The organism is Streptomyces sp. NPDC027663 (assembly GCF_055566415.1).
Map to the genome: position 1 here is coordinate 107,482 of NZ_JBVHSK010000019.1, position 22,274 is coordinate 129,755.

Sequence of the window (22,274 nt, forward strand, 5' to 3'; positions counted from 1 at the left end):
GAGCACGAACCGCCGGCTCGGCGCGAGCCAGGAAGGGCCGGCCGACCCCTCCGGAGGAATGCCGTGTGCCGTCTTTTCGGCCTCAGCAGCGCCCCGTGCCCCACCCACGCCACCTTCTGGCTCCTGGACGCCCCCGACAGCCTGAGCCGGCAGAGCCACCGCGACCCCGACGGCACCGGCCTCGGCCACTTCACCGCCGACGGCATCCCACGCATCGACAAGGCACCCATCGCCGCCTACCACGACCGCGCCTTCGCCGAGGAGGCCCGCGAGGTCGAGTCGGCAACCTTCATCGCCCACGTCCGCTTCGCCTCCACCGGCAGCCTGGACCTCCGCAACACCCATCCCTTCGAGCAGGACGGGCGACTCTTCGCCCACAACGGGGTCATCGAAGGCCTGAACAAGCTCGACGACCACCTGGGCGAGGACCGGTCACTTGTGAAGGGTGACACCGACTCCGAGCGGTTCTTCGCCCTGATCACACGGGAGACCCGCCGGCACGGCGGTGACGTCACCGAGGGCATCCGGCACGCCACTCACTGGATCGCCGACAACCTGCCCGTCTACGCCATGAACCTGATCCTCATCACCCCCGAGGAGCTGTGGGCGCTGCGCTATCCGGACACCCACGACCTGTACGTCCTCGAACGCCGGGCGGGCGGCCCGCATGGCAGCCGACACCTCGACCACAGCGGCACCCACGGTCGCATGCGCATCCACTCATCGCACCTCGCCGAGCACCCCGCCGTCGTCGTCGCCAGCGAGCGTATGGACGACAACCCGCACTGGCGCGAGCTGGAGCCCGGCGAACTGGTCCACGTCAGCCCCGACCTCCGCCTCACCCGCCAGGTCGTCCTTCCCACTCCTCCATCTCACCAGCTCACCCTCGACGACCTGCACCCCGACGCAGCCGCCTCCCAGAAGACTGCCTGAGGGTGCCCGCGCCGCAGCCATCAGCGACCTGGCCGGCCACCGGGCTGCGGCTGCGCTCGGCGCGGCCTTGCCGTACTGGACTGCAGGGGTTAGAGGGCATCCCTCCCGCCTGCGAGACGGTTCCCATCGCCGGGTCCTGTCTGACCGCCCTCTGGAGCACCACAGGCGGGGTACCTAGGCGGCGAAGCGGGCCCGGGAAACAGAATGCGCAGAGTGGCCCACACGATCACGACCGATGCAGTCGATCGCCGTGCCAACGCCTGGCCCCGGCATCCGGGAAACCGTGGCCTAGGATCACCTGCATGGCCCTGATCACCAGTGACGTCGATCGGTTCCAGGCCGCCAGGCCCCGGCTGGAGACCATCGCCTACCGGCTGCTCGGCTCGGCGAGCGAGGCCGAGGACGCCGTGCAGGAGACGTTCCTGCGCTGGCAGGCGGCCGACGTCGAGCAGATCGAGGTGCCTGAGGCCTGGCTGACCAAGGTCCTCACCAATCTCTGCCTGAACCAACTCACTTCGGCGCGCGCCCGGCGTGAGACGTACGTGGGCAGGTGGCTCCCCGAGCCGCTGCTGGCCGGGGACCCGATGCTCGGCCCGGCCGACACCGTCGAGCAGCGCGAGTCGGTGTCGTACGCCGTCCTCGTCCTGCTAGAGCGCCTCTCCCCCAACGAGCGGGCGGTGTACGTGCTGCGGGAGGCCTTCGACTACCCGCACCGGGAGATCGCCGACGTGCTCGACATCACCGAGGCCGCTAGCCAGCAGATCCTCCACCGGGCCAAGAAGCACGTCGCCGACGGCAAGGCGCGCACCGAGATCGACCAGGCTGCCGCCCGCAGGATCGTCGAGGAGTTCCTCGTCGCGGCGACGAGCGGCCGGACCGAACCCCTCGTGCGTCTCCTCACCCAGGACGCCGTCTCGGTCGGCGACGGCGGCGGGAAGGTCCCGGCCCGCGCGAAGGCATTCGAGGGCGCGCTCGCGGTCGCCACGTTCCTGCGCGGCCTGTTCAAGCCCAGCGACGCCAAGCGGGCCTACGTCGGCGGCGCGCCGGAGATCTATGCCGCGACTGCCAACGGTGAACCCGCCATCGTGGCGGTCGTGGACGGCCGGGTCGTCGGGATCACCTGCCTTGAGGTGACCGAGCAGGGGATCGTCGCGCTGCGCAGCCAGGTCAACCCCGACAAACTGGTTCGCGCGAGCGAGCAGTGGGCCGCTGCAGATCACGGGAACCCGCTGTACATCCTGTGATTCGGTGTGACGTGCTTCACATGCGGGTCCTGTCAGGAAACGCCGGGCTGTCCGGTTCAAGGAGCGAAACCGCGCAGGCAAGCGGCGGAACCTCACAGCCAGGAGCAGGCCCATGCAGCACCGCATCGTCGTCCTCGGAGCCGGCTACACCGGAGCCGTCGCCGCCGGCCGCCTCGCCAAGCGGCTGCACCGCGACGACGTCACGATCACCCTCGTCAACCCCGAGCCCGACTTCGTCGAGCGCGTCCGGCTGCATCAGCTCGCGACCGGCCAAGACCTCAAGCCGCGGCCGTTCAGCGAGACGTTTGCGGGAACGGGCGTGGAGCTGAAGCTCGCGAGGGTCACCGCCGTGGACGTGGACCGCAAGACGGTGACGATCACCGCCACCGACGGCCCCGAGCGGGAAGAGGTGGGCTACGACACCTTGGTCTACGCACTCGGCAGCGGCTGGGATGACGGGGGTGTGCCCGGCGCCGCCGAACACGCCCACGACGTCTCCAGCCGCCCCGGCGCCCTGCGCCTGCGCGACCGCCTGACCGCACTGGGCGTCGGCCGGCCCGTGGTAGTGGTCGGCGGCGGCCTGACCGGCCTGGAGGCCGCGACCGAGATCGCCGAAGCCCGCCCGGACCTCAGCGTCGCCCTGGCCGTCCGTGGCACCCTCGCCGATTGGCTCTCACACAAGGGGCGCGCCCACGTGCGCAAGGTGGTGGACCGACTCGGCATCACGGTCCACGAACACACGGCGGTCGCCCATGTGGAGGCAGACGCCGTGACGACGGCCGACGGTCGGACGATCCCCGCCGAGGTCACGCTCTGGACCACCGGCTTCGCCGTCCACTCCATCGCCCAGGCCACCACGCTGGAGGTCACCGACCGCGGCCGGATCGTGGTCGACGCCACGATGCGCTCGGCCTCCCACAAGGACGTGTACGCCGTGGGTGACGCGGCCATGGCGATCGGCCCGGGCGGCAAGCCCCTGCGAATGTCCTGCGCCTCGGGCGTTCCTATGGCCTGGCAAGCCGCCGACGCCATCGCCGCCCGCCTCACCGGCGTCAAGGTCGGCCAGGTCTCCATCCGCTACTTCCAGCAGTGCATCTCCCTCGGCCGCAAGGACGGCCTGATCCAATTCGTCACCGCCGACGACCGGGCGACTGAGCGTGCCCTGACGGGCCGTTGGGCCGCTCTTTACAAGGAACTGATCTGCAAGAGCGCGGCCTGGGGCGTCACCCACCCGACCGCCGGCGTGCCCGCCCTGCGCCAGCGGGTCACGCAGTCACAGACCCCGATGGACGCATCGGCCCGGGCTGCTGCCTGATCCCAAGCCCGGCCAGGGACGAACACATGAGCCACAGCACGGTGCCGAGAACCGCCAGGCCGATGTCGATCGTCCACCCGACGGACATGCCGGTGAACCTACAGCGAGCAGGATTTGCCCCACGCGCCGACGCCCGGCGGCGCGTGAACGGTACGAGCGCACAGCAGGGCGGCGTCGGACCGTCAGGGGCACGAACGATGCGCCCCGAGGTATCGACCCGTCCACGGGCATCTGCCTGCACACGTACGACCGGCCGCGGGCATCCTCCGCCGTGATCAACTGAGCCACCTGCCGGGTCAGACCTCCATACCGGGCCGTCGGATCAGTCGGGCGCCTGTCCTGCAGGACCTGCATGGGTGGTATCCGAATCCCTCGTCGATGCCGTAGAGGGCCCCGCGCCCGGCGTCGCCCTCCTCGTCGAGGAGAGCGATGGCCTTCTTGTAGTCGCCGTTGCGCTACCGGTACGTGCCGGGCCGGTTCACCACCCGGGCCGGAATCGCCAGGGTCATGCTCCGCGTGTGGCTTCCGCCGTAATCCCGCTCGTAACGCGATAGCCGCACAGACCTCGACACCGCCCCGTCCGGTCGGCGGCCGGCCAATGAGGATGAGGGTCCCTCCTGCAAGATCCACTCCGCGGGGGCAAGGTCGCTGGTGGGGCAAGTCCACGGTCCCTCCGTCGGCCTGTCGGTGCCGGGCGCGGGAGTCGTAGAGGCGGCGAGCGGAGCTGATGCTGTGAGGAGGACGTGGGTGGAGGTGATGAGAGCAGTAGAGTGAGGGAGGAGCGAGGGAGGAGTAGTGAGAGCGCCGCGCGTACTGCCAACGCTGGACGAGGTCGACATCGGCGATCATGTCTGCCACCTGTTGGATCGTGCCGACGACGTCCTCGACCGCAGTCGGGCCTTCGTTGCGGATGGTGCGTTGCACGGCGACAAGGTGGTGATCGTCGGTTCTGCGCCGCAAGCGGAGAGCGAGTTCGCACCGCTTGTGCTCGACCCTGACCGCTTGAAGGGTTCTCTTCTTGCTGCGGTGCGTCGGGAGGCGGCCGCTGCCGACCGGGAGGGGTTTCGCTCTCTTCGTGTGCTGCACCATGTCATGCCCGGCTCGCGCAGGGGACGCAATGGGGAATGGCTGCGCAGCGAGCTCGATCTTGAGGAGTTCGCCGCCGACACCGGAGCCATGGTGGTCTGCGCCTACAGCGGTGCCGACTGGGACCTCTCGGCTCTGCAGCAGATCAGTTGCGTGCATCCTCATCATGTGGGCGGCCGGTCGGTGTCACCGGCGTTCCGGGTGTACCGAACGGAGGAGGAAGGCTGGACGGTGACCGGGACCGTCGACAGCGACGGTGCGGTGGCCTTCGGCACCATCTTGTGCGCCCTGCTCGCTCACACCCCGACGGTGCGGCTGCTCTGCCACGCTCTGGAGTTTTTCGATGCCGCAGGGATGAGCGCGCTGGCCGATGCGGCCAGGCACCTTCCGGGGCGCAAGGTCGTCTTGGAGGGCACCAACGAGACCGTGCGGCTCGCCTGGAAGCTCTCCGGCTTCGCGATCCCCGACATTCCGGTGGTGATGGCGCCGTGATCTCCTCTTCGCCTATCTCCCTCGCAGGTACGGGGTACCGGCACGAGCTGTATCCGTACTCGGGCAGCGATGAATTCGTCGCGGGCGCTTTGGGTTTCATCCAGGAGGCGCTTGACGGTGACGAGGCCGTTGTCGTGGCCGTTCCGCAGGAAAAGGCGTCTCTGCTGCGTGCCGAGATCCGTGAGAACGACATCGTGCGTTATGTCGACACCAGCCGGGTGGCGCGTCATCCGGGTCGGCTCATCGCTGCCTGGCAAGAATGGATCAAGGAGCACGTTTCGGAGGGGCGGCCTGTCCGCGGGATCGGCGAATCCCCCTGGGATGAGGTTCGCAGTGCTGCTGAGGCGGAGGAACTGCGCTACCACGAGTGGCTGCTCAACAGGGCGTTTGCCCAGGGCCCGGCATGGTGGCTGCTGTGCCCGTACGACGTTGCACGCGACGAGGTGGCGTTGACCGGGATGGCGCGCTGTCACCCCCAGATCCGCAGAGACGGCCAGACGGTGCTGTGCGAGGACTACGACGCGCGGGCACCGTATGCGTTCGTTGCGCTCACCGACCCGTGTGACCCGTACGAGGAGTTCCCCTATACCAGCGGTGACCTGCCCGCCCTTCGGGAGAAGATCGCTGCCTGCGCCGAGCAGCATGGCCTGACCGATCGGCGCCTGCGCGAACTGCACCTGGCTGCGACAGAGGTGGCCAGCAACAGCATCCGTCACGGCGGCGGGCACGGGGTGCTGCGCACCTGGGGTGAAAAGGGGCGGCTTGTCTGCGAGTTCCGCGACGCCGGCTACCTTCAGGATCCACTGGTCGGACGTACGATGCCGACCGCCGGGCAGGTGGGTGGGCGCGGGCTGTGGCTCGTCCATCAGCTTTGCGATCTTGTTGAGATCCGGTCCACACCGGACGAAGGGACCACGATCCGCCTCCACACCGAGCTGCCCGAGTAAGCCCCGCGGCGGCCCAGGCACACGACCGTGTCTTCGGGTCGCCAGAGTCTGTCGTAGAGGTGCGGGGTGCGCCGGTCTCGCCGGCCGGTCCACCGCGAGAACGGTCTTGCACACCAGTCCGGTGCACACAGGCAAGCGTCGCCTGTACGCCGGGGGGTAGGAGCCGGGGGTGTCGCTGGGCGAGGCGGCACGCAGAAAGGTTCCGGAGGCTGCGGGACGGAACGGTCGTGAACGATTGGGATGGGAGTCCGTTCTCCATGCTGAAGGTGCGGGTAGGGCACGCGGGCACGACGATCGTGCGGCTGCCGGCGCAGGTGGACTACGACAATGCCTCCGGCGTCGGCGCCCGGTGCGAAGACCTGGTCAGGCAGGGCTGCAGCACCCTCGTACTGGACGCCTCCGAAGTGCAGTACCTCGACTCCTCGGGCGTCAGCATGATCATTACGCTGTCGCGCGTGCTGGAAGAGCATGCCGGCACGCTGCGGCTGGCCGCGCTCAGCGACCACTACCAGCAAGTGTGGCGTCTTCTCGGTCTCGACGGGTTGCTCCCTGTCTTCCCCGCAGTGAATGCTGCGCTGCCTGGGCCTGCCGCAGGCGCATGTGCGGGTACTTCGGAGTCACTCGCCGAGGCCTGACAGCGCCGGGCGGTCGAACGGCATGTTGGATGAGCTGCCGGTCCCGCTCATTGCGTCAGCCGCGGCCCGGCCGGCGGACTGGGTCGTCATCGACCTGATCACCGGTGATCGGGAAGCTTGCCATTCCGTCCGGCAGTGGTGGACGACAGTGCACGCACCGGCCTCACGGCCTCGTCCGTGCGTGTACGACGGTCGAAGGTGGCAGGTTCACGTACCACCCAGCGATCAGCTCCGAACGGAGGCGCGCCATGGAGTGACCCCAAGGGGGGCGACGACATCCAGGCCTTTGATGACGACGGTTGCCGCGCGGGTTGTCAATCCTTCTTCTTGGACCTGGCCTTCTCCTGAGACTTTTCCTTCCCGGACTTGCGGGACCGTTCGCTGTCGGCCTGCTGCCGGGGATCGGTGCGCGCTTGCGGAGGTTGCGTCTTCTTGATCCGGTCGTCCGATGTGCCACCCGCGGTGGAACGCGACGGTGGAGCAGCAGGGCCGTTGACGGCGGTGTCGGCGACTCGCTCCCGGCTCGCGGCGACGGAAGGGGCGGAGCTTTGACCGGGAGCGTGGGCCCGAAGCTGTCCGGCAGAGGCATCGCGGGTGGCGGACGTCGCAGCCGCAGTCGTTGCCTTCTTCCTGGCAGCGTCAGCGCTCGGGGAGTCTCCTTGCAGATGCGGACTGCCGGCGGCCCGTGCCGTCTTGCCGCCGTCTTCCTGGTACGGGGAGCCGTCGAAGCCGGCGAGAGTGCCGGCCATGACAGCGGCCAGCGCGGCCGCTCCGCCGGCGATCAGGATACGTCCGCGGGCGGGCGCAGTCTTCGCGGCGGCTGCACCCGCGGTGCGCGGCGAACGCGGGTGCGTGGAGTCGGCCTGCCCCGGTATTTCCGCGCGTGTCAGGCTCGTGACGTCGGGCGCGGACGGGACGGCCTGGAGACCACTCGTGTCGGCCAGGGCGGTCAGTGTCCGGGCGCACTCTTGCGCCGATGGGCGGGCCGACACCTCCAGGGCGGTCATGTCCCGCAGAAGGATCGCGAGCTGCCTGGGCAGGGAGCCGGGCAGTTCGGGCCGGCGGTGGAGCCGCGCGATCGCGGCCTCCAGGGGACCACCGTCGTATTCGAGCCTGCTGGTCATGCATTCGAGGAGTACGAGCCCAAGGGCGTAGATGTCGGCGGGCGGCCCGACGGACTGGCCGAGCACCTGCTCGGGGGACAGGTAGGCGGCGGTGCCGACGAGCTCGCCGGTAGCGGTGTGGGTGGTGGAGTCGAGCAACCGGGATATGCCGAAATCGGTCAGGTGGGGGCGGCCGGACATGTCCAGGATGATGTTCGAGGGCTTGACGTCGCGGTGAACGATCCCCGTCTCATGCGCGTGGGCCAGAGCCCGGGCAAGGTCGGCACCGATGGCGGCGGTTTCACCGGGTGCCAGGGGACGCGTGGCGATGCGCTGCTTCAGCGTAGGGCCCTCGATCAGCTCCATGACCAGATAGGCGCGGCCGTCGTGCCGTCCGGCGTCGTAGACGGTGACCAGTCCGGGGTGCTGCAACCGGGCCAGTATCACCGCCTCGTTGTGGAAGCGTTCCTCCATGTCGATCTCGGTGCCGGCGCGGAAGACCTTGACGGCCACCGGTCGCTTCAGACGCAGGTCGAAGCCGCGGTGGACATCGCCGGCGCCACCTGAACCGATGACCGTGTCCAGGCGATACCTTCCAGCCAGCACTTGCGTGGAACACCGGGACAGTGCCAGAGCCGACTGGCGGAGCCTCATGTCATCTCCCACTGCTGCAACGGGTATGGCGTGCGGATCCTCATCAGGAGGGCACCGGACCCGCGTACCCGTGAAAGCCCCGAGTACCCCGGGCACGCTGTGGGCCCCGGGCGAGTGACGTGGGTGGCCGCGCCGGGTGCGGCTCAAGCGTCCGATCAGCAGGCGCCCGGGACGCGGTTGATGACCGGCATCTGTGATGCCGATGGGCCGCCACAGCTGATCGGGCACGGTCGATGTTCACGAGAACGGGCTCTGGCTCAACTTCTGTGAAGCAGGGACTGAGCGTTGCGGGCCGGCAAGAGAGCCGCTGACAGCTCGTGTGCCTGAGCGCTGCAGTTGGCCACCGAGTCGTTCACCGGCCGGTCTGGCCGGCTGAATCGCTCCTCACCAGAAGCGCTCCTGCCGTCGCCCGCGCGCATCGATGACGCACCACCGGGTACGCAGGGAAAGGAGGCCGTCCCGAGCTCCGCCGGACGGGAGGTGTGTCATGTCGCCCAAGGTGCGGACCGATGAGCGGTCGCTGGCCTCCCCCGCTCTCGCGGAGCAGCTGATCGAGGCGGTTTCGCACGTCCAGGTCCGCGATCTGGACACGTTGCGTCGGCACTTTCCCGGGCTGGGCCCTGAGGAGATCGCCGATCGCCTGGTCACCGGGGCGCTGCGGGCCACCGAGACGGTGGGAGCGGGCGTGGGCTCTGCCGCGGCGTTGCCCACTCCTCCGGCCATGCCCGTCGAGCTGGCCGCGGGCATCCTGGGGACTGCGTCCGTCGAGTTCAAGCTCATCGCCGAGCTTCACGAGGTGTATGGTCTGCGTGCGCCTGGAACCGCTCGGCAGCGTGCCGCACTGTATCTCGCGGAGTGGACGGAGGGGCGCGGCCTGAACATCACGAAGCCGACCTCCGCGGTCAGTCTCATGCTCGGCGTCCGGTTGAGCGCAGAACTGCGTCGGCGGCTGCTCACGCTCGCCGTCCGCAAGATTCCCATGCTGATGCCCTTCATGGTCGGCGCGGCCTTCGGCGCGGTGCTGAATCACTACGACACCACGAGGCTCGCCCGGCGCATCCGTGCTGATCTGCGCGCACGTCAGGTGCCCTGGCGGGCGCTGCCCGGGCAGGAGTCGGCACCCGCGGATACCGATTCCTGAGCGACCGCCATTTGTTCCCGGACTCGTCTTCCTCCTTGTTGCACGGAACAGCCGACGCGTTCGCGGATCCGCGAGCTCGCCCGGACGTATGGGGATGATCTCGCGCACGGGGCCGATCAGCAGTGGGGAGCCGGCCATGTTCTATCACGTGCTCAAACACGTCCTTCTGGGGCCGTTGCTTCGGCTGCTGTTCCGGCCGCGAGCCGAGGGGGGCGAGCACGTTCCGGCCAACGGCGCGGCGATCGTCGCCGGCAATCATCTGTCCTTCGCGGACCCCCTCCTCATGCCCGCGGTCCTGAAACGACGCGTCACGTTCCTGGCCAAGGCGGAGTACTTCACGGTGCCGGGTCTCAGGGGCCGACTGACCGCGCTCGTTCTCCGCGGTGCCGGGCAGATTCCGGTGGACAGGTCGGGCCGGGCCGCGGGGCTGGCGGGGATCCGGGAGGGGTTGGGGGTACTGGCGAGGGGAGAGCTGCTCGCGATCTATCCGGAGGGCACGCGTTCCCCCGACGGCCGCCTGTACAAAGGCAAGGTCGGGGTGGCCGTGATGGCGCTGACCGCGCATGTTCCCGTGATTCCGTGCGCGATGGTGGGGACCTTCGAGATCCGTCCTGCCGGTCGTGTCCTGCCGAGGCTCCGCCCGGTCACGATCCGTTTCGGGGAACCGTTGGACTTCTCACGCTTTGCGGGGATGGCGCAGCACAAGACGGTGCTGCGGGCCGTCACCGACGAGATCACGTACGCGATCTTGCGGCTTTCGGGCCAGGAGTACGTGGACCGGTACGCGGCCGACGTCAAGGCCGGACAGGTGACGGGGCGGCGGGGGTGACGTTCCGGCGCCGCCCCTTCGCTGCGATCCGGTACGGACGGCCGTCCGGCGCATGCCGGACGGCCTTCGTCGCTCCGCGCGGCCTCGGAAGCCTTGCGCCGGCGTCGTCACCGGGCGTCGTGCTCCTCGCCGTGAGAGGGCGTGGAGGTGAGAAACGGTGGTGGTTTCGTCCGGCCAGGCCGACCGGGGCGGAAGCCGGGCCGCACCGCACGCCGGTCGTACCGTCAAGGACACGTCTCCGTCTTCGGCAACGGTCCGCTGCCCCACCAAGCGGCGTCGCCGTGGAAGCGTGAGCAGCCCGGCGGGCGCAGGGCGAAGGCCGGTGCAGTGCCGGTCGGCGTACGGCCGCCACGGGATGACCAGCGTCAGGGCTGGACCTGCAGCGCCCGGGCCTCCGGCACGCCGAGGTCCTCATACAGCCGCCGACGCTGGTCGGGGCTGAGGGTGGTGGTGGCTGCGGCGAGGTGGCCGGCCTGTGGGGCCGGTGCGGTCTCGACGGTGTCCCGCACGATCATTGCGCGCACTGCGGGCGGCAGTGCGGGCAGCATCCGGCGAAGGTACGTGTTTTCATGCCACCGCCTTCGGCCGTCCGGGGCCCACCCTTGAGCCCTCGGGTGCTGGGAGGGGGCACTTGGGACGGGCCCGCCGCCAGTCGGCCTTGGACCGGTTCGAGGCGGCCGTCACCGCGATCGAAGTCCGGTCGTCGCCGAGATCGTCGGCGTCAGTCCGGCGTTCCTTCGCGCTCCAGGCGGGGGCGCCGGAGTCCCGAGCCTCCGCGAGAAGGCGACGAGGTACTCGGCGCACGAGGTGCGGCCCACGCGCCTGAGCCGACCGTATCCGTCGGCCTCGGAAGGCTCGGAGCAACCGAACGGCTTGCGGCCCCGCCCGGCGATGCGCTGGGACGGCAAACGCTGGCACCGGATGCCCGCCCCTTTCTGGCCGGGCAGGGACGGCGAGACGATCCATGGGGCAGGCGGGGCTTTGCTCGCCTTCCACCCGCGACACCATGACTCATGGCGACACGATCGTACGAGTGCGGCTTGCCGTCACCGGCTTTCGCCCCTCCGACACCACCGGACGCGTCGCGGCAATCCGCCGCACGGACCGTGCTCCTCACGCGCCGCGACGGGGCGAGCAGAGACGCGGGCATGCTTGACAGTCGTCACAACCGGAGCGCCGACTTGCCGTCCGCGTACGGAAAGACCTGTCAGGGCCACCGTCACGGCTGGTGCAAGAAGCCGTTGCCTTCCCCGACTTGAAGTGTGGCAGTCGAACGAGGGCCTCAGGCACGCGTCGCCGAGTCGGGGGCGGGCCACGCCGATGGCTCAGCGTGCGGTGTGCCGGGAACGGAGCTCGTCGATGTCGACCGTCGTCAGGGCCACGCTGAGCGACACGCCGGTGCCGGCTGCGGCTGCCAGCCGCTCGTGTACCTCGCGGGGCGTTCGAGGCCGCCAGCCGGGCCCATCACAGCAGCCGGAGTGGAAGGTGACACCCGCCTGCAGCAGGGCAGTCAACGTCCGCCACCCAGCGGAATCGCTGCGCTTCGGCACAGCGAGGTCCTGGCCCGCATCGATCATCCCACCGCCGCAGCGCGGGCATCGGCTTGCCCACGTGCCGCGCTTCTTGAACGAAGAACGGCAGGGCAAGCACACGTAATGCCGGTTCGGAGTCCCCCCGCGAAAGCACATCGCACCAGTATGGCAAGGCCACTTCGCCCATGCGAGCGCTTTGCAGGCGACGCGGCTGTTGTCGTTCCGGTGACGCATTTTCACGCGGGCGAGGAGTCGGAGTCCAGCTCGGTCACCCTCGCCTGTGACTGCCTGGCTCACCGGTTCGGGAATGCCGACGACCACGGGGTGCGCGAGCGTCTCTGTCCCACCGAGCAGAGCCTGCAGACCGCGCTGGAGTCCACCGACGGCACCTATCAGGCCACCCCAGCGCGCCGCATCGGCGCCCTCGATGTCGGCTTCGCTTCCTGCACGGGCAGCACCGGCCCTTGACCGGAATCCGGTAGCAGTTGGCCGGGGGCGTTTCTCGTCAGCTTGCAGAGCGCTTCGCTGACGATGGCTGTCCAAGGGCGAGTAGGGCGTTGTATGCGGCTTGGATGATGGTGTTGCCAGGTCCGGGCGCGGTGTTCGCCAGGGCCACGAGGGCGGTGCCGTGCTGGGGGTTGAAGCCGGCGAAGGCGGTGCATCCGCGGGTGGCGCCGGAGTGGTGGCAGAGGTGCGATCCGTCGCGACAGCGGCGGACACCGCACGCAATGCACGATCGGATCGCCGACGGTATTCGCAACCCGTGAGCCGCATCCGTCGTGCAAGCCGTCCACGGCCATTTGCACCCGCCCACCCCGGCAGACGGCAGGGATCTCCGCCGGGCAGGACGAGCGTGGCACGGGTTGCCGCACCGTCCGCGAACGCCGGCACGGGTTCCTGCAGCGGAGGGCGCTGCCTGCGACGGCTCGATCCTGCCGCGGCCGATCACCACACTCCCGGTCAGCCTGACCTGGCTGACCAGGCCAGGCGTCACGCTCGGCGACGCCGCGCGCATCGTGCCGTCGACGAGGATCGCTACGCGATGCGCGTCGGCGCATGCAGACCCATCCTGAGATGACCGGATTCGCGTGGTTCATGGCCGACCCAGGCGGCGCCGGGACCGCACGGTCGTCACCGTGGAGAACGGACGCACGGTCCACTCGTAGCACACGCACGGGAAAGCACGGACATCATGACCGACACCATCGCAGGGGTGGAAATCCCCGAGACCTCGGCTGCCGTGGAGGCTACGGCCTTTCTTCGGGAGAGGACGAATGCCCTGATCTTCCACCACTCCCGGCGTGTATTTTTCTTCGGCTCTCTCCACGCGCGTGAGCTGGATCTCCGGCCTGATCCCGAGTTGCTCTACGTCTCGGCGATGTTCCATGACGCCGGTCTTCTGCTGCCGTTCTCGGACACGCAGCAGCGTTTCGAGCTGGACGGCGCCGACCACGCGCGGAAGTTCCTGCTCGACCGCGGGTTCTCGAAGAGCGCCGCCGACGTGGTCTGGACTGCGATCGCCCTGCACACGACGCCGGGGATTCCCGGCCGGATGGGCCCTGAGATCGCCGCCACGAATTACGGTGTGCTGACCGACGCGGTCGGCTGGGGGCTGGACAGGCTGGAAGGCGAGCAGCTGGACCAGATCGTCGCCGCCCATCCGCGCGGTGAATTCAAGAAGGAATTCCTTCAGGTATTCGTCGAGGGCTTGGAATACCGCCCGGAGACCACGTACGGAACGGTCGATGCAGACGTCCTGGAACACTTCGTTCCCGGGTTCCGCCGCACGTCCATGGTCGAGCGGGTTATCGAGGCACCCTGGCCTCGGTGACGTGGCAGCAGTGAGGATCGAGTCGATGCGACCGCCGCGCACTCTCCGCACCCATGTCATGGGGCTGCTCGGGGCGCTGCCGGCTCCGGGCACGTTGAGCAACCGCCTGGGACGCCGCCCCGTGCTGCTTGCCTTCCTGGCCGTTCGTGGTCGCCGGTGTCCTGCACGTCGCCTGGGACCCCGCGGGCAGGCCCGGCACCGCCGTCTTGGGCCGGAGGGGTGGCCGTCACCCTGCCGTCCCCGGTCGTCCACGCGTGAGCGGATGCCGCGGCGGAATGGAGGGCCGGCGAATCGACTGTTCACGTCTGCAACTCTCACCCCGCACCACGAAAGGAATGCTCGTGCGAGCCATCACTGTCCGGGACCGCGAAGCCGGGGTCACCGGGTTGACCCTGGAGAACGTGCCTTATCCCCACGCCGCCGAGAACGACGTCATCGTGCGGGTGCACGCCGCGGGTTTCACCCGGGGGGAGCTCGACTGGCCCGCGACCTGGGCCGACCGCGCCGGCCGCGACCGCACCCCGAGCGTGCCCGGCCACGAGGTCTCAGGCGTGGTGACGGAACTCGGATACGGAACGACAGGCCTCACCATCGGCCAGCGGGTCTTCGGACCGACCGACTGGGCCCGCAATGGCTCGCTCGCCGAGTACGTCGCCGTGGAAGCCCGCAACCTTGCCCCGCTCCCCGCCGACGTCGACCACACGGTGGCAGCCGCACTGCCGATCTCCGGACTGACCGCTTGGCAAGGCTTGTTCGACCACGCACGCCTCACCACTGGGCAGACGGTGCTGATCCACGGTGCCGCCGGCGGTGTCGGCTCGATCGCCGTCCAGCTCGCCCACACAGCGGGAGCCCGCGTGGTCGGCACGGGCCGCTCCGCCGACCGGGACACCGTTCTCGGTTTGGGCGCGCACGCGTTCCTCGACCTGGAGACCGACCGGCTGGAGGACGCCGGGCAGGCCGACGTCGTGTTCGACGTGATCGGCGGCGATGTCCTCGACCGCTCGTCCGCGCTCGTACGCCCCGGCGGCACGCTCGTCACGATCGCCCGCCCGCCCACCGTGCGCCCCGACGACGGGCGGGCCGTCTTCTTCGTCGTGGAACCCGACCGCGCACGCCTCGCCCACCTCGCCCAGCGGCTCAGGGACGGCGGGCTGCGAGTGAGGGTCGGCACGGTTCTGCCGCTGGCCGAGGCAGCCGCCGCATTCGCCATACGGCAGCGCGTCCCCGGCCGCACGATCATCCGCGTCGCCGAGGACTCAGGGTGAGGGTACGGAGGTCCCTCGAGTCCGATGACCACTGTCTCGGCGGGCGCGAGCACATCGAGATGGCCGGCGTCGGACAGTTGCACTTGAACATCGGTCTCGCCCCGGCAGGCGGGTGAAACAGAGCAACGGCTCCGGAAGTCAGGACGTGCTGGCAAGCAGGGCTCCCCTCGTCGGGTGAGCCGTCGTTGCGTGCCAACCGGACAGGCCGTGATGAGGGGAAGACCCGAAGAGGTCTGGCCGCTTCGTGCTCGCCGTTGAACGTCTTCGTCCTCTTATCGAACAGTCCGTTCGGGAATGGTCGGCAGGATTTCCTCGGCGATGCTGACGAGGGCACTGTCGGCCGGGAGGGCGCCGGACTTGCTCCACACGGTGATGTCGCAGTAGCCGCCTCGGTCCTTCCTGTCGAGGGCCACGGAGAGCGTCCTCGCCAGGGGGCCTTGTTCGGCTGGTCCGCCGGATCCGCCACTCCCGAGGTCGATCTCCAACTTGATGGTGTGATCCGAGGAGAAGACCGCGGGCCGGCCGAGGACCGTCAGCGTCTTGACGTCCTGCTCGTCTCCGAACTGCATCAACTTCAGGTACCGGTCGGTCGACAGCTCGTTGTACGTGGCCGATACGTTGACGGTGTACGTGTCGAATACGACCTCGGCCTCCGGCTGGGCGACCTGCCCGTCAGTCAGCGGAGCGGTGTTGTTGGTGCCGGAAGCCGTGGTCGCGGTCTCCATCGGCGTTCCGAGCAGCTGGGCCAGGTCGGGCCGGTTGAGCGCCTTGCACAGTTCGTCCCCGGTCACAGCCTGAGGCGTCTTGGTGTAGGCCTTCGGCAGCTCCTCGTGCTCCGCGCCCGAACACGAGGCGGGCTGCGCGGTGCTGTCGTCGGACGGCAGCACGCGTGGGGCCACCCACAGCGCGGCCGCCAGCGCCCCGAACACGGCCACGGCCGCGACGGCCTGGGCCCACGCGTTGGGCTCCTTCTCCTGAGTGTGCCGGCCAGAGCGTGGGCCAGCTCCGGTCTGGGCCTGGACCTGGGCCGGGAGCTGGAACTGCGGCTGCGGCTGCGGCTGCGGCTGCGGCTGCGGCTGCGGTCGGGCCTGGACCGGGGTGGTGGCGTCGACCGCCGCCCCGGCCGCGGAGGCCGCCGGACTCGCGGTTCGGCGTGCGCACAGCGCCCGGATCATCACGTGGACGCGTACCGCAGTGAACGCGAGGAACACCACGCCGAGGCCGGCCATCATCCAGTCGTGATCGGAGACAGCGAGGTACATGAGGCGTACGCCGAGAAGGGACCCGACCACGGCGAGAACAGGCTCGCGAACCCAGAAGGGCAGGCGACGGAGGAGGAAGCCGAGCATCCGGTGATCTCACCAGGCCAAGGTCACGTTCGCCGTGATGGAAGCCACAGTTCCGGAGGGTGGGAGAGTCAGGTTGCGGGACAGGTGTCGGAGCCGGGCGCCGTAGGCCCTCTCTTCCCCGTGACTCGGTCGTTCGGGGGAGGCGCACGCACTCCGGACGAACCACGAACTGCGATGAGTGAAGCGGCAGATCAGTGGGCGCCCGGGCGAGCCACCAAGGTGGCGCCGGCGGCTGCGGGCCACGCTCGCGGAGCTGGAGGCAGGCAGGAGGGGCAGGAGGCGGAGCTGCCAGGCCCGACTGGTGGGGCACGTACAAGTCAGAGGCGGGCGGCCTCGATGGACGACGTCCCACCGAGGCCGGGACCGGGCCGCCCCGCCAGTGGCTACGCCGTTTGCGGCGGCCGTCTCGGCAGGCGAGTTGCAGAACCCGACTCCGGCAGGCAATTTCCGCCTGCTGATCCGCCCCGGCCGCACGCGTTGTACGTCTGGGTGTGCCTTGGCCGGCCTACGGCGAATTGATCTCTCGGTACATGAGTTCCGCCCGGGGCAACTCGGCGCTGCCCGGGGCCGTCGTGCTGTGGTGCCGGCCGGCGTTCCGCCGCGCGAGCTAGTTCGGCGTGCCGGTCCCGGTGCGCCGGGGGGCTTCAGAAGTCTGAAGCCCCCCCGTGACGTGCCCGACCTGGAGGTGTCAGGACATGCGACCCCAGTTCAGGACGCAGAACGTGGCGTCGGCCCCCGGCTTCCTGTCGGCCGCGGAGTGCGCCGACGTCATCCGGGCCATGGACGAGTCACCCCGCGAGCCGGCCCAGGTCGTCCGCGCGGGCGAATCGGTCCTGGACGAATCGCTGCGCCTGTGCTTCGACCATCACTTCCCCGAAGACCACAAGCGGCGCATCGGCAAGCGCATGGCGTCCTACTTCGACGACCACCGAGCGGCGTTCGACTCGGACGCGGACTTCCTGTACGGCCCGTACTTCATGTCGTACAAGAAGGGCAGCTACTTCCGCGCGCACCGCGACGTCGCCAACCACAAGGACGATCCGCCGCGGCTCGCCGCCCACCGCTGGTCGCTGCTGCTCCACCTCAACGGTCGCCGCGCCACCGGGGCCCTGCCGACGTTCGACGGCGGGGCGCTCACCGTCTACGAGACCGATCCCCGCCTGCGTGACCGGCGGGTGGCCGTCGTGCCGGAGCCTGGGACGCTGCTGCTGTTCCGGTCCTCGCTGATGCACGAGGTGGCGACCGTGCTCGACGGCACGCGGTACGCGGTCGCCGGGTGGATGTCCAGTGCAAGCTGCCCCGCGCCCGGAGGCCCGCGATGACCTACCACTCCCCCGGCAACGAGTCGGCACGGATGCGCGTGACCGGGAACGTCGACCTCGAGACGCGGACCGCGCTCGCGACGTTCTGCCGTCGCAACGGCTACCCGTACCTCTTCACCGAGGTACTGCAGCCACTGCTGTCCGGGCACGGCCTCGTCCTGGCGCTGGCCGTGACGGAGCGGCCGTGGCCGCCCAAGGGCATCGGGTCGCAGACGATCGAGGCGGTGGGCATCGCCATGATCGGCACCGAGGACCGCGCCCACCTCACACCGGTCCTGACCGACCGGAGGAACGCCACCAACATCGGCCTGGTCGGCGCCGTGACGAAACTGCTGCTGGAGTACCTGCGCGAGGCGGACGTCCCGTCGGCCTGCTACCTGGTGCGCCAGCGCGACCCGGGCCCTCGAGCGCGCCCTCGGACAAGCCGGCTTCACGGAGGCTGACTTCCGGTCGTCCACCGACTTCGCCGACTACCTGGAATTCTCCGCCGCGCCGCAGAGCGTCACCCAGGCGCTGGGGCTGGACCGACTACGGATCGGTGATCTGCTGGCGCTCAGCCTGGACGGCGCGGAACTCGATCGGCTGAGCTCCTACCACTTTGCGCTCACCGCCGGTCTCACGGCCTACCTGCAGGACTCGCTGCGGCACGCGGCCCTGCTGCCCGGCCTGATCGACGTGGTCGCCACGCTGCCTCCCGCGGGCGTCCCACCGGGCACTCCGGGACCGCCGGCGACATGAGTCGTACGGCATCCTCGGCCGGTCCCGTACGGCGCGGCAAGCAGGCGTCGACGGTGTCGCTGGTCGTCTCCACGCTGGACGAGGGCCCGGAGCTACTCGCGACTCTCGAGTCCGTGTTCACCGGATCCGTCGTTGCCGACGAGACGATCGTCGTCGACGACGGCGGTACCGACGGCAGTTGCGCCGTACTGGAGCGGGAGGAGTGGCGGGCCCGCGGAGTCGTCGTGCACCGCATCCCGCGCAGCGGGGTCGCGGCGGCCCGCACCGCGGGCGCCCGGCTTGCCCGCGGTACACACCTGGTGTTCCTCGACGCGCACTGCAGGCTGGAGCGGGACTGCCTGGTCCGCCTGCGGACGGCGCTGGACACCTGGCCCGACGCCGTCCTCGCGCCCGTCGTGCGCGAGGTCGGCGGCACGGCGGCGGGCTGCGGGGCGCGGCTGATCGACGCCCACCTGCGGGTGCGCTGGCTGCCTCCCGAGCCGGACGGTACCGCCCCCTACCCCGTGCCCCTCGCGCCGGGCGGCTGCCTCGCGGTGCGCCGGGCGACATTCGACCGGCTGGGCGGCTTCGGCGTCTTCCGCGAACTCGGTCTGGAGGACGTGGACTTCAGCCTCCGTGCGTGGCGCGCGGGGGTCGACGTGCTGGCCGTCCCGGGGGCGCGGCTGGCACACCGGTTCCGCCCTTACCCGCCGTACCGCCTCAGCTCAACGAGCCGCGCATACAACGTGGCGCGGGTCGCGCTCCTCCACTTCGACGGTTCGCGCCGCGAGGAGTGCCTGCGCAAGGTGATCGGTACGCCCAGGGCGGCCGAGGTGCTTCTCGAGGCGTTCGCCGGTGACTGGGAAGCGCAGCGGACGGCGGTCGAGGCGACCGGTGTGCGCTCCGCGGAGGCGTACTTCGAGAGGTTCGGCGACTGGAGGTGACGCTGGGCGGTTCACGGGTCGCGCTGCACAGCTCATGCGCACAGGCCGGCGGCCGGAACCCTCTGGTCGGCGGCCGGAGGAAGGCCTGCTCATCGCTCACGCGTGGCTGACTTCCCAGCTGAAAGGCGCGGCCGGTCAGCAGCGTGCGCCGGGGCCGTCTCCGTCCACGGACACCGACCGGGCCTTCTCCAGCCCGTCGAGGATCAGTTCCAGCCCGAACGCGAACTCCTCGCCGTAGTCGTAGCCGGGCCGAAGTACGTGCTCGGTCGTCAGTTCGGCGAGGTGCGGATACTGGTGGGGCGGGGCCTGAGCCAGGATGGTCTGCGCCAGCTCGGCGGTCTCGTCGGGAGTGTCGAACGGCAGGCTGCGTTCCTGGAGGGCGAACCCGTAGATGTAACTGTCGAGGGCCGAGTACGCGTGCGCGGTCAGCGCAACGGAGAACCCGGCCGTGCGCAGGCACCGCAGAACTGCGTCGTGATGCCGCAGCGTCGCCGGACCGGGCGAAGCCCGCGACTCCATCAGCCCGATCGCCCAGGGGTGGCGGGACAGCGCCGCACGGACGGAGAACGCCCGTCCGCGCATCGCCGTTTTCCAGTCGTCCTCTCCGGACGGTAGCTCGATCTCGCTGAAGACCAGGTCGACCATGCCGTCGAGCAGGTCTTCCTTGCGAGCCACGTGCGTGTAGAGCGACATCGCCTCGACCCCGACCGTCTCGCCGAGGCGGCGCATGCTCAGGGCCTCGATCCCTTTCTCGTCGGCCAGGGACACAGCGGCCTGCAGCACCCGCTGGCGGCTGAGGGGGGTGCGGGGCGCTCCAGCGCGTCCTGTCCGCGGGGTCATCGACGTCCTCCGATCATCGGCCTCGACACATCATCGGCCTTGACAACCTTACGTGGTAAGGATGAGCCTTACGGCGTAAGGAAGGCGGACGGGCCCAGGTAGCTGGGTCCGCGGAGACCCCTGGAGTTCGCGATGCAGCGCAAGCAGCTCGACACGCCGACACCGCCGGACGCCGCGCCGTCCGGCGGTATCGGGACGATGACGTCGGTCGTGCAGGTCCGGTACGGGCCCGAGCCCGAGCCCGTCCTGCGGCTCGCGCAGACCGACAGGCCCGTCATGCGGCATGACGAAGTGCTGGTGCGGGTACGGGCCGCCAGCGTGGACCGGGGCACCTGGCATGCGATGGCAGGCCTGCCCCGTGTCATCCGGTTGGCGGGTTTCGGTCTTCGCCGGCCGGCGAGTGCCAACCCGGGCCGCAGTTTTGCCGGCGCGGTGGAAGCCGTCGGTGCCGACGTGACCGGCATCAAGCCGGGTGACGAGGTGTTCGGCATCAGCGGCGGCTCGTTCGCCCAGTACGTGAGCGCCCGGCCCGACAAGCTCTGTCCCAAGCCGGCGAACCTCTCCTTCGACCAGGCCGCCGCCGTACCCGTGTCAGGGCTGACCGCTCTGCAGGCCGTCCGCGACCACGGACGCATCCAGGCCGGCGAGAGGGTGCTGGTGGTGGGCGCATCGGGAGGCGTGGGCACTTTCGCCGTGCAGATCGCCAAGGCCTACGGCGCCGAAGTGACGGCGGTGTGCAGCACAGCGAAGACCGCTCTGGTCCGGGCGCTCGGCGCTGACCATGTCATCGACTACACCCGGGGCGACATCACCGACGGTGCCCGGCGTCACGACGTCATCCTCGACATCGGAGGCAACCGTCCGCTGTCGCATCTGCGCCGCGCTCTCGTACCGAGGGGACGGCTCGTCATCGTGGGCGGCGAGAGCGGCGGACAGTGGCTCGGGGGTGTCGACCGTCAGCTCCGGGCCCAGCTGCTGTCCCCGTTCACCGGCCAAAAGCTCGGCACGTTCGTCACCTCGGAGAACGCCGAAGACCTCATGGCCATCCGGGAACTCGTCGAGTCCGGCACGGTCGCACCCGCCATCGACCGGACCTATCCGCTGAACGAGACCGCCGCGGCCGTCCGCCACCTGCTGGACGGGAGGGCCCTGGGCAAGATCGTGATCACCGTCTAGGCACCCGGACGGCAGGGACTTCGGCGCAGGAGCAGACCCCGAGCGGCGGCACGGACTCCCCCTGCCCCGAGAACGGCACCGTCCCGTTCAGGGGCACGTCAGCGGCCCCATCACCCGGCCTATGGGCCGTCATCGCCCCGGGGTGCCTCCGTGCATCTTCCGACCGACCCCCCGTCGACCGAGGGAGGGTCACTTTCGGCGAGATCTTCGGCCCACGCCTCGCTGCCGGATGTCGAGAGGTTCCAACGCCTCGAGCAGGCGCCGGTCACGGCCGGTCAGCGGCTACCGGCCGTCGGACTCCGGGCCCGTGCCAGGGCTGCAGGAGACACGCCGGCTCAGGTGCGGTCACCGGTCCGTCGGGGCGTTCTCACTCTCGTCCCCGGATGCGCCGGCTGCCGCGCCCGCGTCCTGCCGTTCGGAGTGCTGACGTGGCTTCTTCTCCCCGGGCTGCGCTCGCTCCTCCTCGAGGTGCTTGCGCAATTCCTCCGGCTTCTCCCCTACCTGTTCCATGGAATGCCTCCGGTTCCACGGGTGCGGCACCGCCCGCGAACAGACCGGCGACGCCGCCGTACGGTCAGCTTGACACATGCTGCTGGCGGTGGCCCTTCGAGGCGCAACGGTGAACGTACGGGGAACGACGCCGGCCGCTCGCCTTCCGCGGTCTGCAGGACGCGTACGACCGGATGCCGTCCAGCGTGTCCAGCTCGGCAAGGCGAGCCGGCGACCGCAGCCAGACCAACGGTCCCGTACGACCCACGACCGGCCTGCCGAGCAGCTCGGACCAGAACGCAGCGAGCCGCTCGGGGTCCACAACATCCACGATGAGGGCATTGATCTGCAGAGGTGACTCCGCCATCCCCCGATCCTCTCAAGCGGTTGCAGAGCCACTCAAGCACGGCTGCGACCAGCGCAATGG

The 22,274-nt window shown here is 69.8% G+C and carries 21 protein-coding genes and 2 pseudogenes; 15 read left to right on the plus strand and 8 right to left on the minus strand.

Features of this window, described 5'->3' with window-relative positions:
- Positions 1 to 63 precede the first annotated feature (63 nt).
- From ACZ4SF_RS33970 to ACZ4SF_RS33995, 6 genes are all read left to right on the plus strand, one after another.
- Positions 64 to 933 carry a class II glutamine amidotransferase gene (locus tag ACZ4SF_RS33970; RefSeq protein ID WP_468392204.1) on the plus strand — a complete coding sequence of 290 codons (870 nt, stop codon included), beginning with the start codon at positions 64 to 66 and terminating at the stop codon, positions 931 to 933.
- 302 nt (positions 934 to 1,235) lie between these two features.
- On the plus strand, positions 1,236 to 2,177 hold the full coding sequence (locus ACZ4SF_RS33975; protein ID WP_468392206.1) for an RNA polymerase sigma-70 factor: 942 nt from the start codon (positions 1,236 to 1,238) through the stop codon (positions 2,175 to 2,177).
- Between the two features lie 112 nt (positions 2,178 to 2,289).
- Positions 2,290 to 3,492, plus strand: a complete 1,203-nt coding sequence (locus ACZ4SF_RS33980; RefSeq protein WP_468392208.1) for an NAD(P)/FAD-dependent oxidoreductase — start codon at positions 2,290 to 2,292, stop codon at positions 3,490 to 3,492.
- Positions 3,493 to 4,287: 795 nt separating this feature from the next.
- Positions 4,288 to 5,070 carry an MEDS domain-containing protein gene (locus tag ACZ4SF_RS33985; RefSeq protein ID WP_468392210.1) on the plus strand — a complete coding sequence of 261 codons (783 nt, stop codon included), beginning with the start codon at positions 4,288 to 4,290 and terminating at the stop codon, positions 5,068 to 5,070.
- Complete coding sequence (locus tag ACZ4SF_RS33990; RefSeq protein WP_468392212.1) at positions 5,067 to 6,017, plus strand: anti-sigma factor RsbA family regulatory protein; 951 nt, start codon at positions 5,067 to 5,069, stop codon at positions 6,015 to 6,017. Before ACZ4SF_RS33985 ends, ACZ4SF_RS33990 begins: the two co-directional genes overlap by 4 nt.
- Positions 6,018 to 6,274: 257 nt before the next feature.
- Positions 6,275 to 6,652 carry an STAS domain-containing protein gene (locus tag ACZ4SF_RS33995; protein WP_468392214.1) on the plus strand — a complete coding sequence of 126 codons (378 nt, stop codon included), beginning with the start codon at positions 6,275 to 6,277 and terminating at the stop codon, positions 6,650 to 6,652.
- Between the two features lie 314 nt (positions 6,653 to 6,966).
- Here the strand turns inward: ACZ4SF_RS33995 and ACZ4SF_RS34000 are convergent, their stop codons facing one another.
- Positions 6,967 to 8,409, minus strand: coding sequence for a serine/threonine-protein kinase (locus ACZ4SF_RS34000; RefSeq protein ID WP_468392215.1), 1,443 nt, complete (start codon positions 8,407 to 8,409; stop codon positions 6,967 to 6,969).
- Between the two features lie 487 nt (positions 8,410 to 8,896).
- Here ACZ4SF_RS34000 and ACZ4SF_RS34005 point away from each other — a divergent pair, with 487 nt between their 5' ends.
- Both ACZ4SF_RS34005 and ACZ4SF_RS34010 read left to right on the plus strand, forming a co-directional pair.
- Positions 8,897 to 9,550: a hypothetical protein gene (locus tag ACZ4SF_RS34005; RefSeq protein ID WP_468392217.1), complete on the plus strand. Its 654-nt coding sequence runs from the start codon at positions 8,897 to 8,899 to the stop codon at positions 9,548 to 9,550.
- 136 nt (positions 9,551 to 9,686) lie between these two features.
- Entirely contained in the window at positions 9,687 to 10,379 is a 693-nt protein-coding gene (locus tag ACZ4SF_RS34010) for a lysophospholipid acyltransferase family protein (protein ID WP_468392264.1), read from the plus strand.
- Positions 10,380 to 10,744: 365 nt separating this feature from the next.
- Here the strand turns inward: ACZ4SF_RS34010 and ACZ4SF_RS34015 are convergent, their stop codons facing one another.
- The 3 genes and pseudogenes from ACZ4SF_RS34015 to ACZ4SF_RS34025 form a co-directional block, all read right to left on the minus strand.
- On the minus strand, positions 10,745 to 10,927 hold the full coding sequence (locus tag ACZ4SF_RS34015) for a hypothetical protein (protein WP_468392218.1): 183 nt from the start codon (positions 10,925 to 10,927) through the stop codon (positions 10,745 to 10,747).
- Positions 10,928 to 11,030: 103 nt separating this feature from the next.
- Positions 11,031 to 11,159, minus strand: a pseudogene (locus ACZ4SF_RS34020) (HNH endonuclease); the annotation flags it as partial.
- Between the two features lie 545 nt (positions 11,160 to 11,704).
- The gene (locus tag ACZ4SF_RS34025; protein ID WP_468392220.1) at positions 11,705 to 11,893 is read right to left on the minus strand and encodes a hypothetical protein; all 189 of its coding nucleotides are present in this window, start codon (positions 11,891 to 11,893) and stop codon (positions 11,705 to 11,707) included.
- Between the two features lie 243 nt (positions 11,894 to 12,136).
- Here ACZ4SF_RS34025 and ACZ4SF_RS34030 point away from each other — a divergent pair, with 243 nt between their 5' ends.
- The 3 genes from ACZ4SF_RS34030 to ACZ4SF_RS34040 all read left to right on the plus strand — a co-directional run bounded on the left by ACZ4SF_RS34030 (position 12,137) and on the right by ACZ4SF_RS34040 (position 15,010).
- Positions 12,137 to 12,379, plus strand: a complete 243-nt coding sequence (locus ACZ4SF_RS34030; protein WP_468392222.1) for a hypothetical protein — start codon at positions 12,137 to 12,139, stop codon at positions 12,377 to 12,379.
- Between the two features lie 724 nt (positions 12,380 to 13,103).
- A complete protein-coding gene (locus ACZ4SF_RS34035; protein ID WP_468392224.1) occupies positions 13,104 to 13,742 on the plus strand; it encodes an HD domain-containing protein in 639 nt (212 codons plus the stop codon).
- Positions 13,743 to 14,083: 341 nt separating this feature from the next.
- A complete protein-coding gene (locus ACZ4SF_RS34040; protein WP_468392226.1) occupies positions 14,084 to 15,010 on the plus strand; it encodes an NADP-dependent oxidoreductase in 927 nt (308 codons plus the stop codon).
- Positions 15,011 to 15,282: 272 nt separating this feature from the next.
- On the opposite strand, the gene ACZ4SF_RS34045 is transcribed toward ACZ4SF_RS34040, so the two are convergent.
- A complete protein-coding gene (locus tag ACZ4SF_RS34045; RefSeq protein WP_468392228.1) occupies positions 15,283 to 16,359 on the minus strand; it encodes a DUF6215 domain-containing protein in 1,077 nt (358 codons plus the stop codon).
- Positions 16,360 to 17,054: 695 nt separating this feature from the next.
- Here ACZ4SF_RS34045 and ACZ4SF_RS34050 point away from each other — a divergent pair.
- From ACZ4SF_RS34050 to ACZ4SF_RS34060, 3 genes are all read left to right on the plus strand, one after another.
- Positions 17,055 to 17,681 carry a 2OG-Fe(II) oxygenase gene (locus ACZ4SF_RS34050; RefSeq protein WP_468392230.1) on the plus strand — a complete coding sequence of 209 codons (627 nt, stop codon included), beginning with the start codon at positions 17,055 to 17,057 and terminating at the stop codon, positions 17,679 to 17,681.
- Entirely contained in the window at positions 17,678 to 18,124 is a 447-nt protein-coding gene (locus ACZ4SF_RS34055; protein WP_468392231.1) for a hypothetical protein, read from the plus strand. Before ACZ4SF_RS34050 ends, ACZ4SF_RS34055 begins: the two co-directional genes overlap by 4 nt.
- Before the next feature lie 291 nt (positions 18,125 to 18,415).
- A complete protein-coding gene (locus tag ACZ4SF_RS34060) occupies positions 18,416 to 19,342 on the plus strand; it encodes a glycosyltransferase family 2 protein (protein WP_468392233.1) in 927 nt (308 codons plus the stop codon).
- A gap of 135 nt (positions 19,343 to 19,477) precedes the next feature.
- Here ACZ4SF_RS34060 and ACZ4SF_RS34065 read toward each other — a convergent pair whose 3' ends face one another.
- Positions 19,478 to 20,125 (minus strand): TetR/AcrR family transcriptional regulator, encoded by a 648-nt coding sequence (locus tag ACZ4SF_RS34065; RefSeq protein WP_468392235.1) that lies wholly within the window; start codon positions 20,123 to 20,125, stop codon positions 19,478 to 19,480.
- 189 nt (positions 20,126 to 20,314) lie between these two features.
- Here ACZ4SF_RS34065 and ACZ4SF_RS34070 point away from each other — a divergent pair, with 189 nt between their 5' ends.
- Positions 20,315 to 21,358 (plus strand): NAD(P)-dependent alcohol dehydrogenase, encoded by a 1,044-nt coding sequence (locus ACZ4SF_RS34070; protein ID WP_468392237.1) that lies wholly within the window; start codon positions 20,315 to 20,317, stop codon positions 21,356 to 21,358.
- Positions 21,359 to 21,703: 345 nt separating this feature from the next.
- Here the strand turns inward: ACZ4SF_RS34070 and ACZ4SF_RS34075 are convergent, their stop codons facing one another.
- Together ACZ4SF_RS34075 and ACZ4SF_RS34080 are read right to left on the minus strand one after the other, a co-directional pair.
- Positions 21,704 to 21,868 carry a hypothetical protein gene (locus ACZ4SF_RS34075; protein WP_468392239.1) on the minus strand — a complete coding sequence of 55 codons (165 nt, stop codon included), beginning with the start codon at positions 21,866 to 21,868 and terminating at the stop codon, positions 21,704 to 21,706.
- Between the two features lie 214 nt (positions 21,869 to 22,082).
- Positions 22,083 to 22,214, minus strand: a pseudogene (locus ACZ4SF_RS34080) (VOC family protein); the annotation flags it as partial.
- Between the last annotated feature and the right edge of the window lie 60 nt (positions 22,215 to 22,274).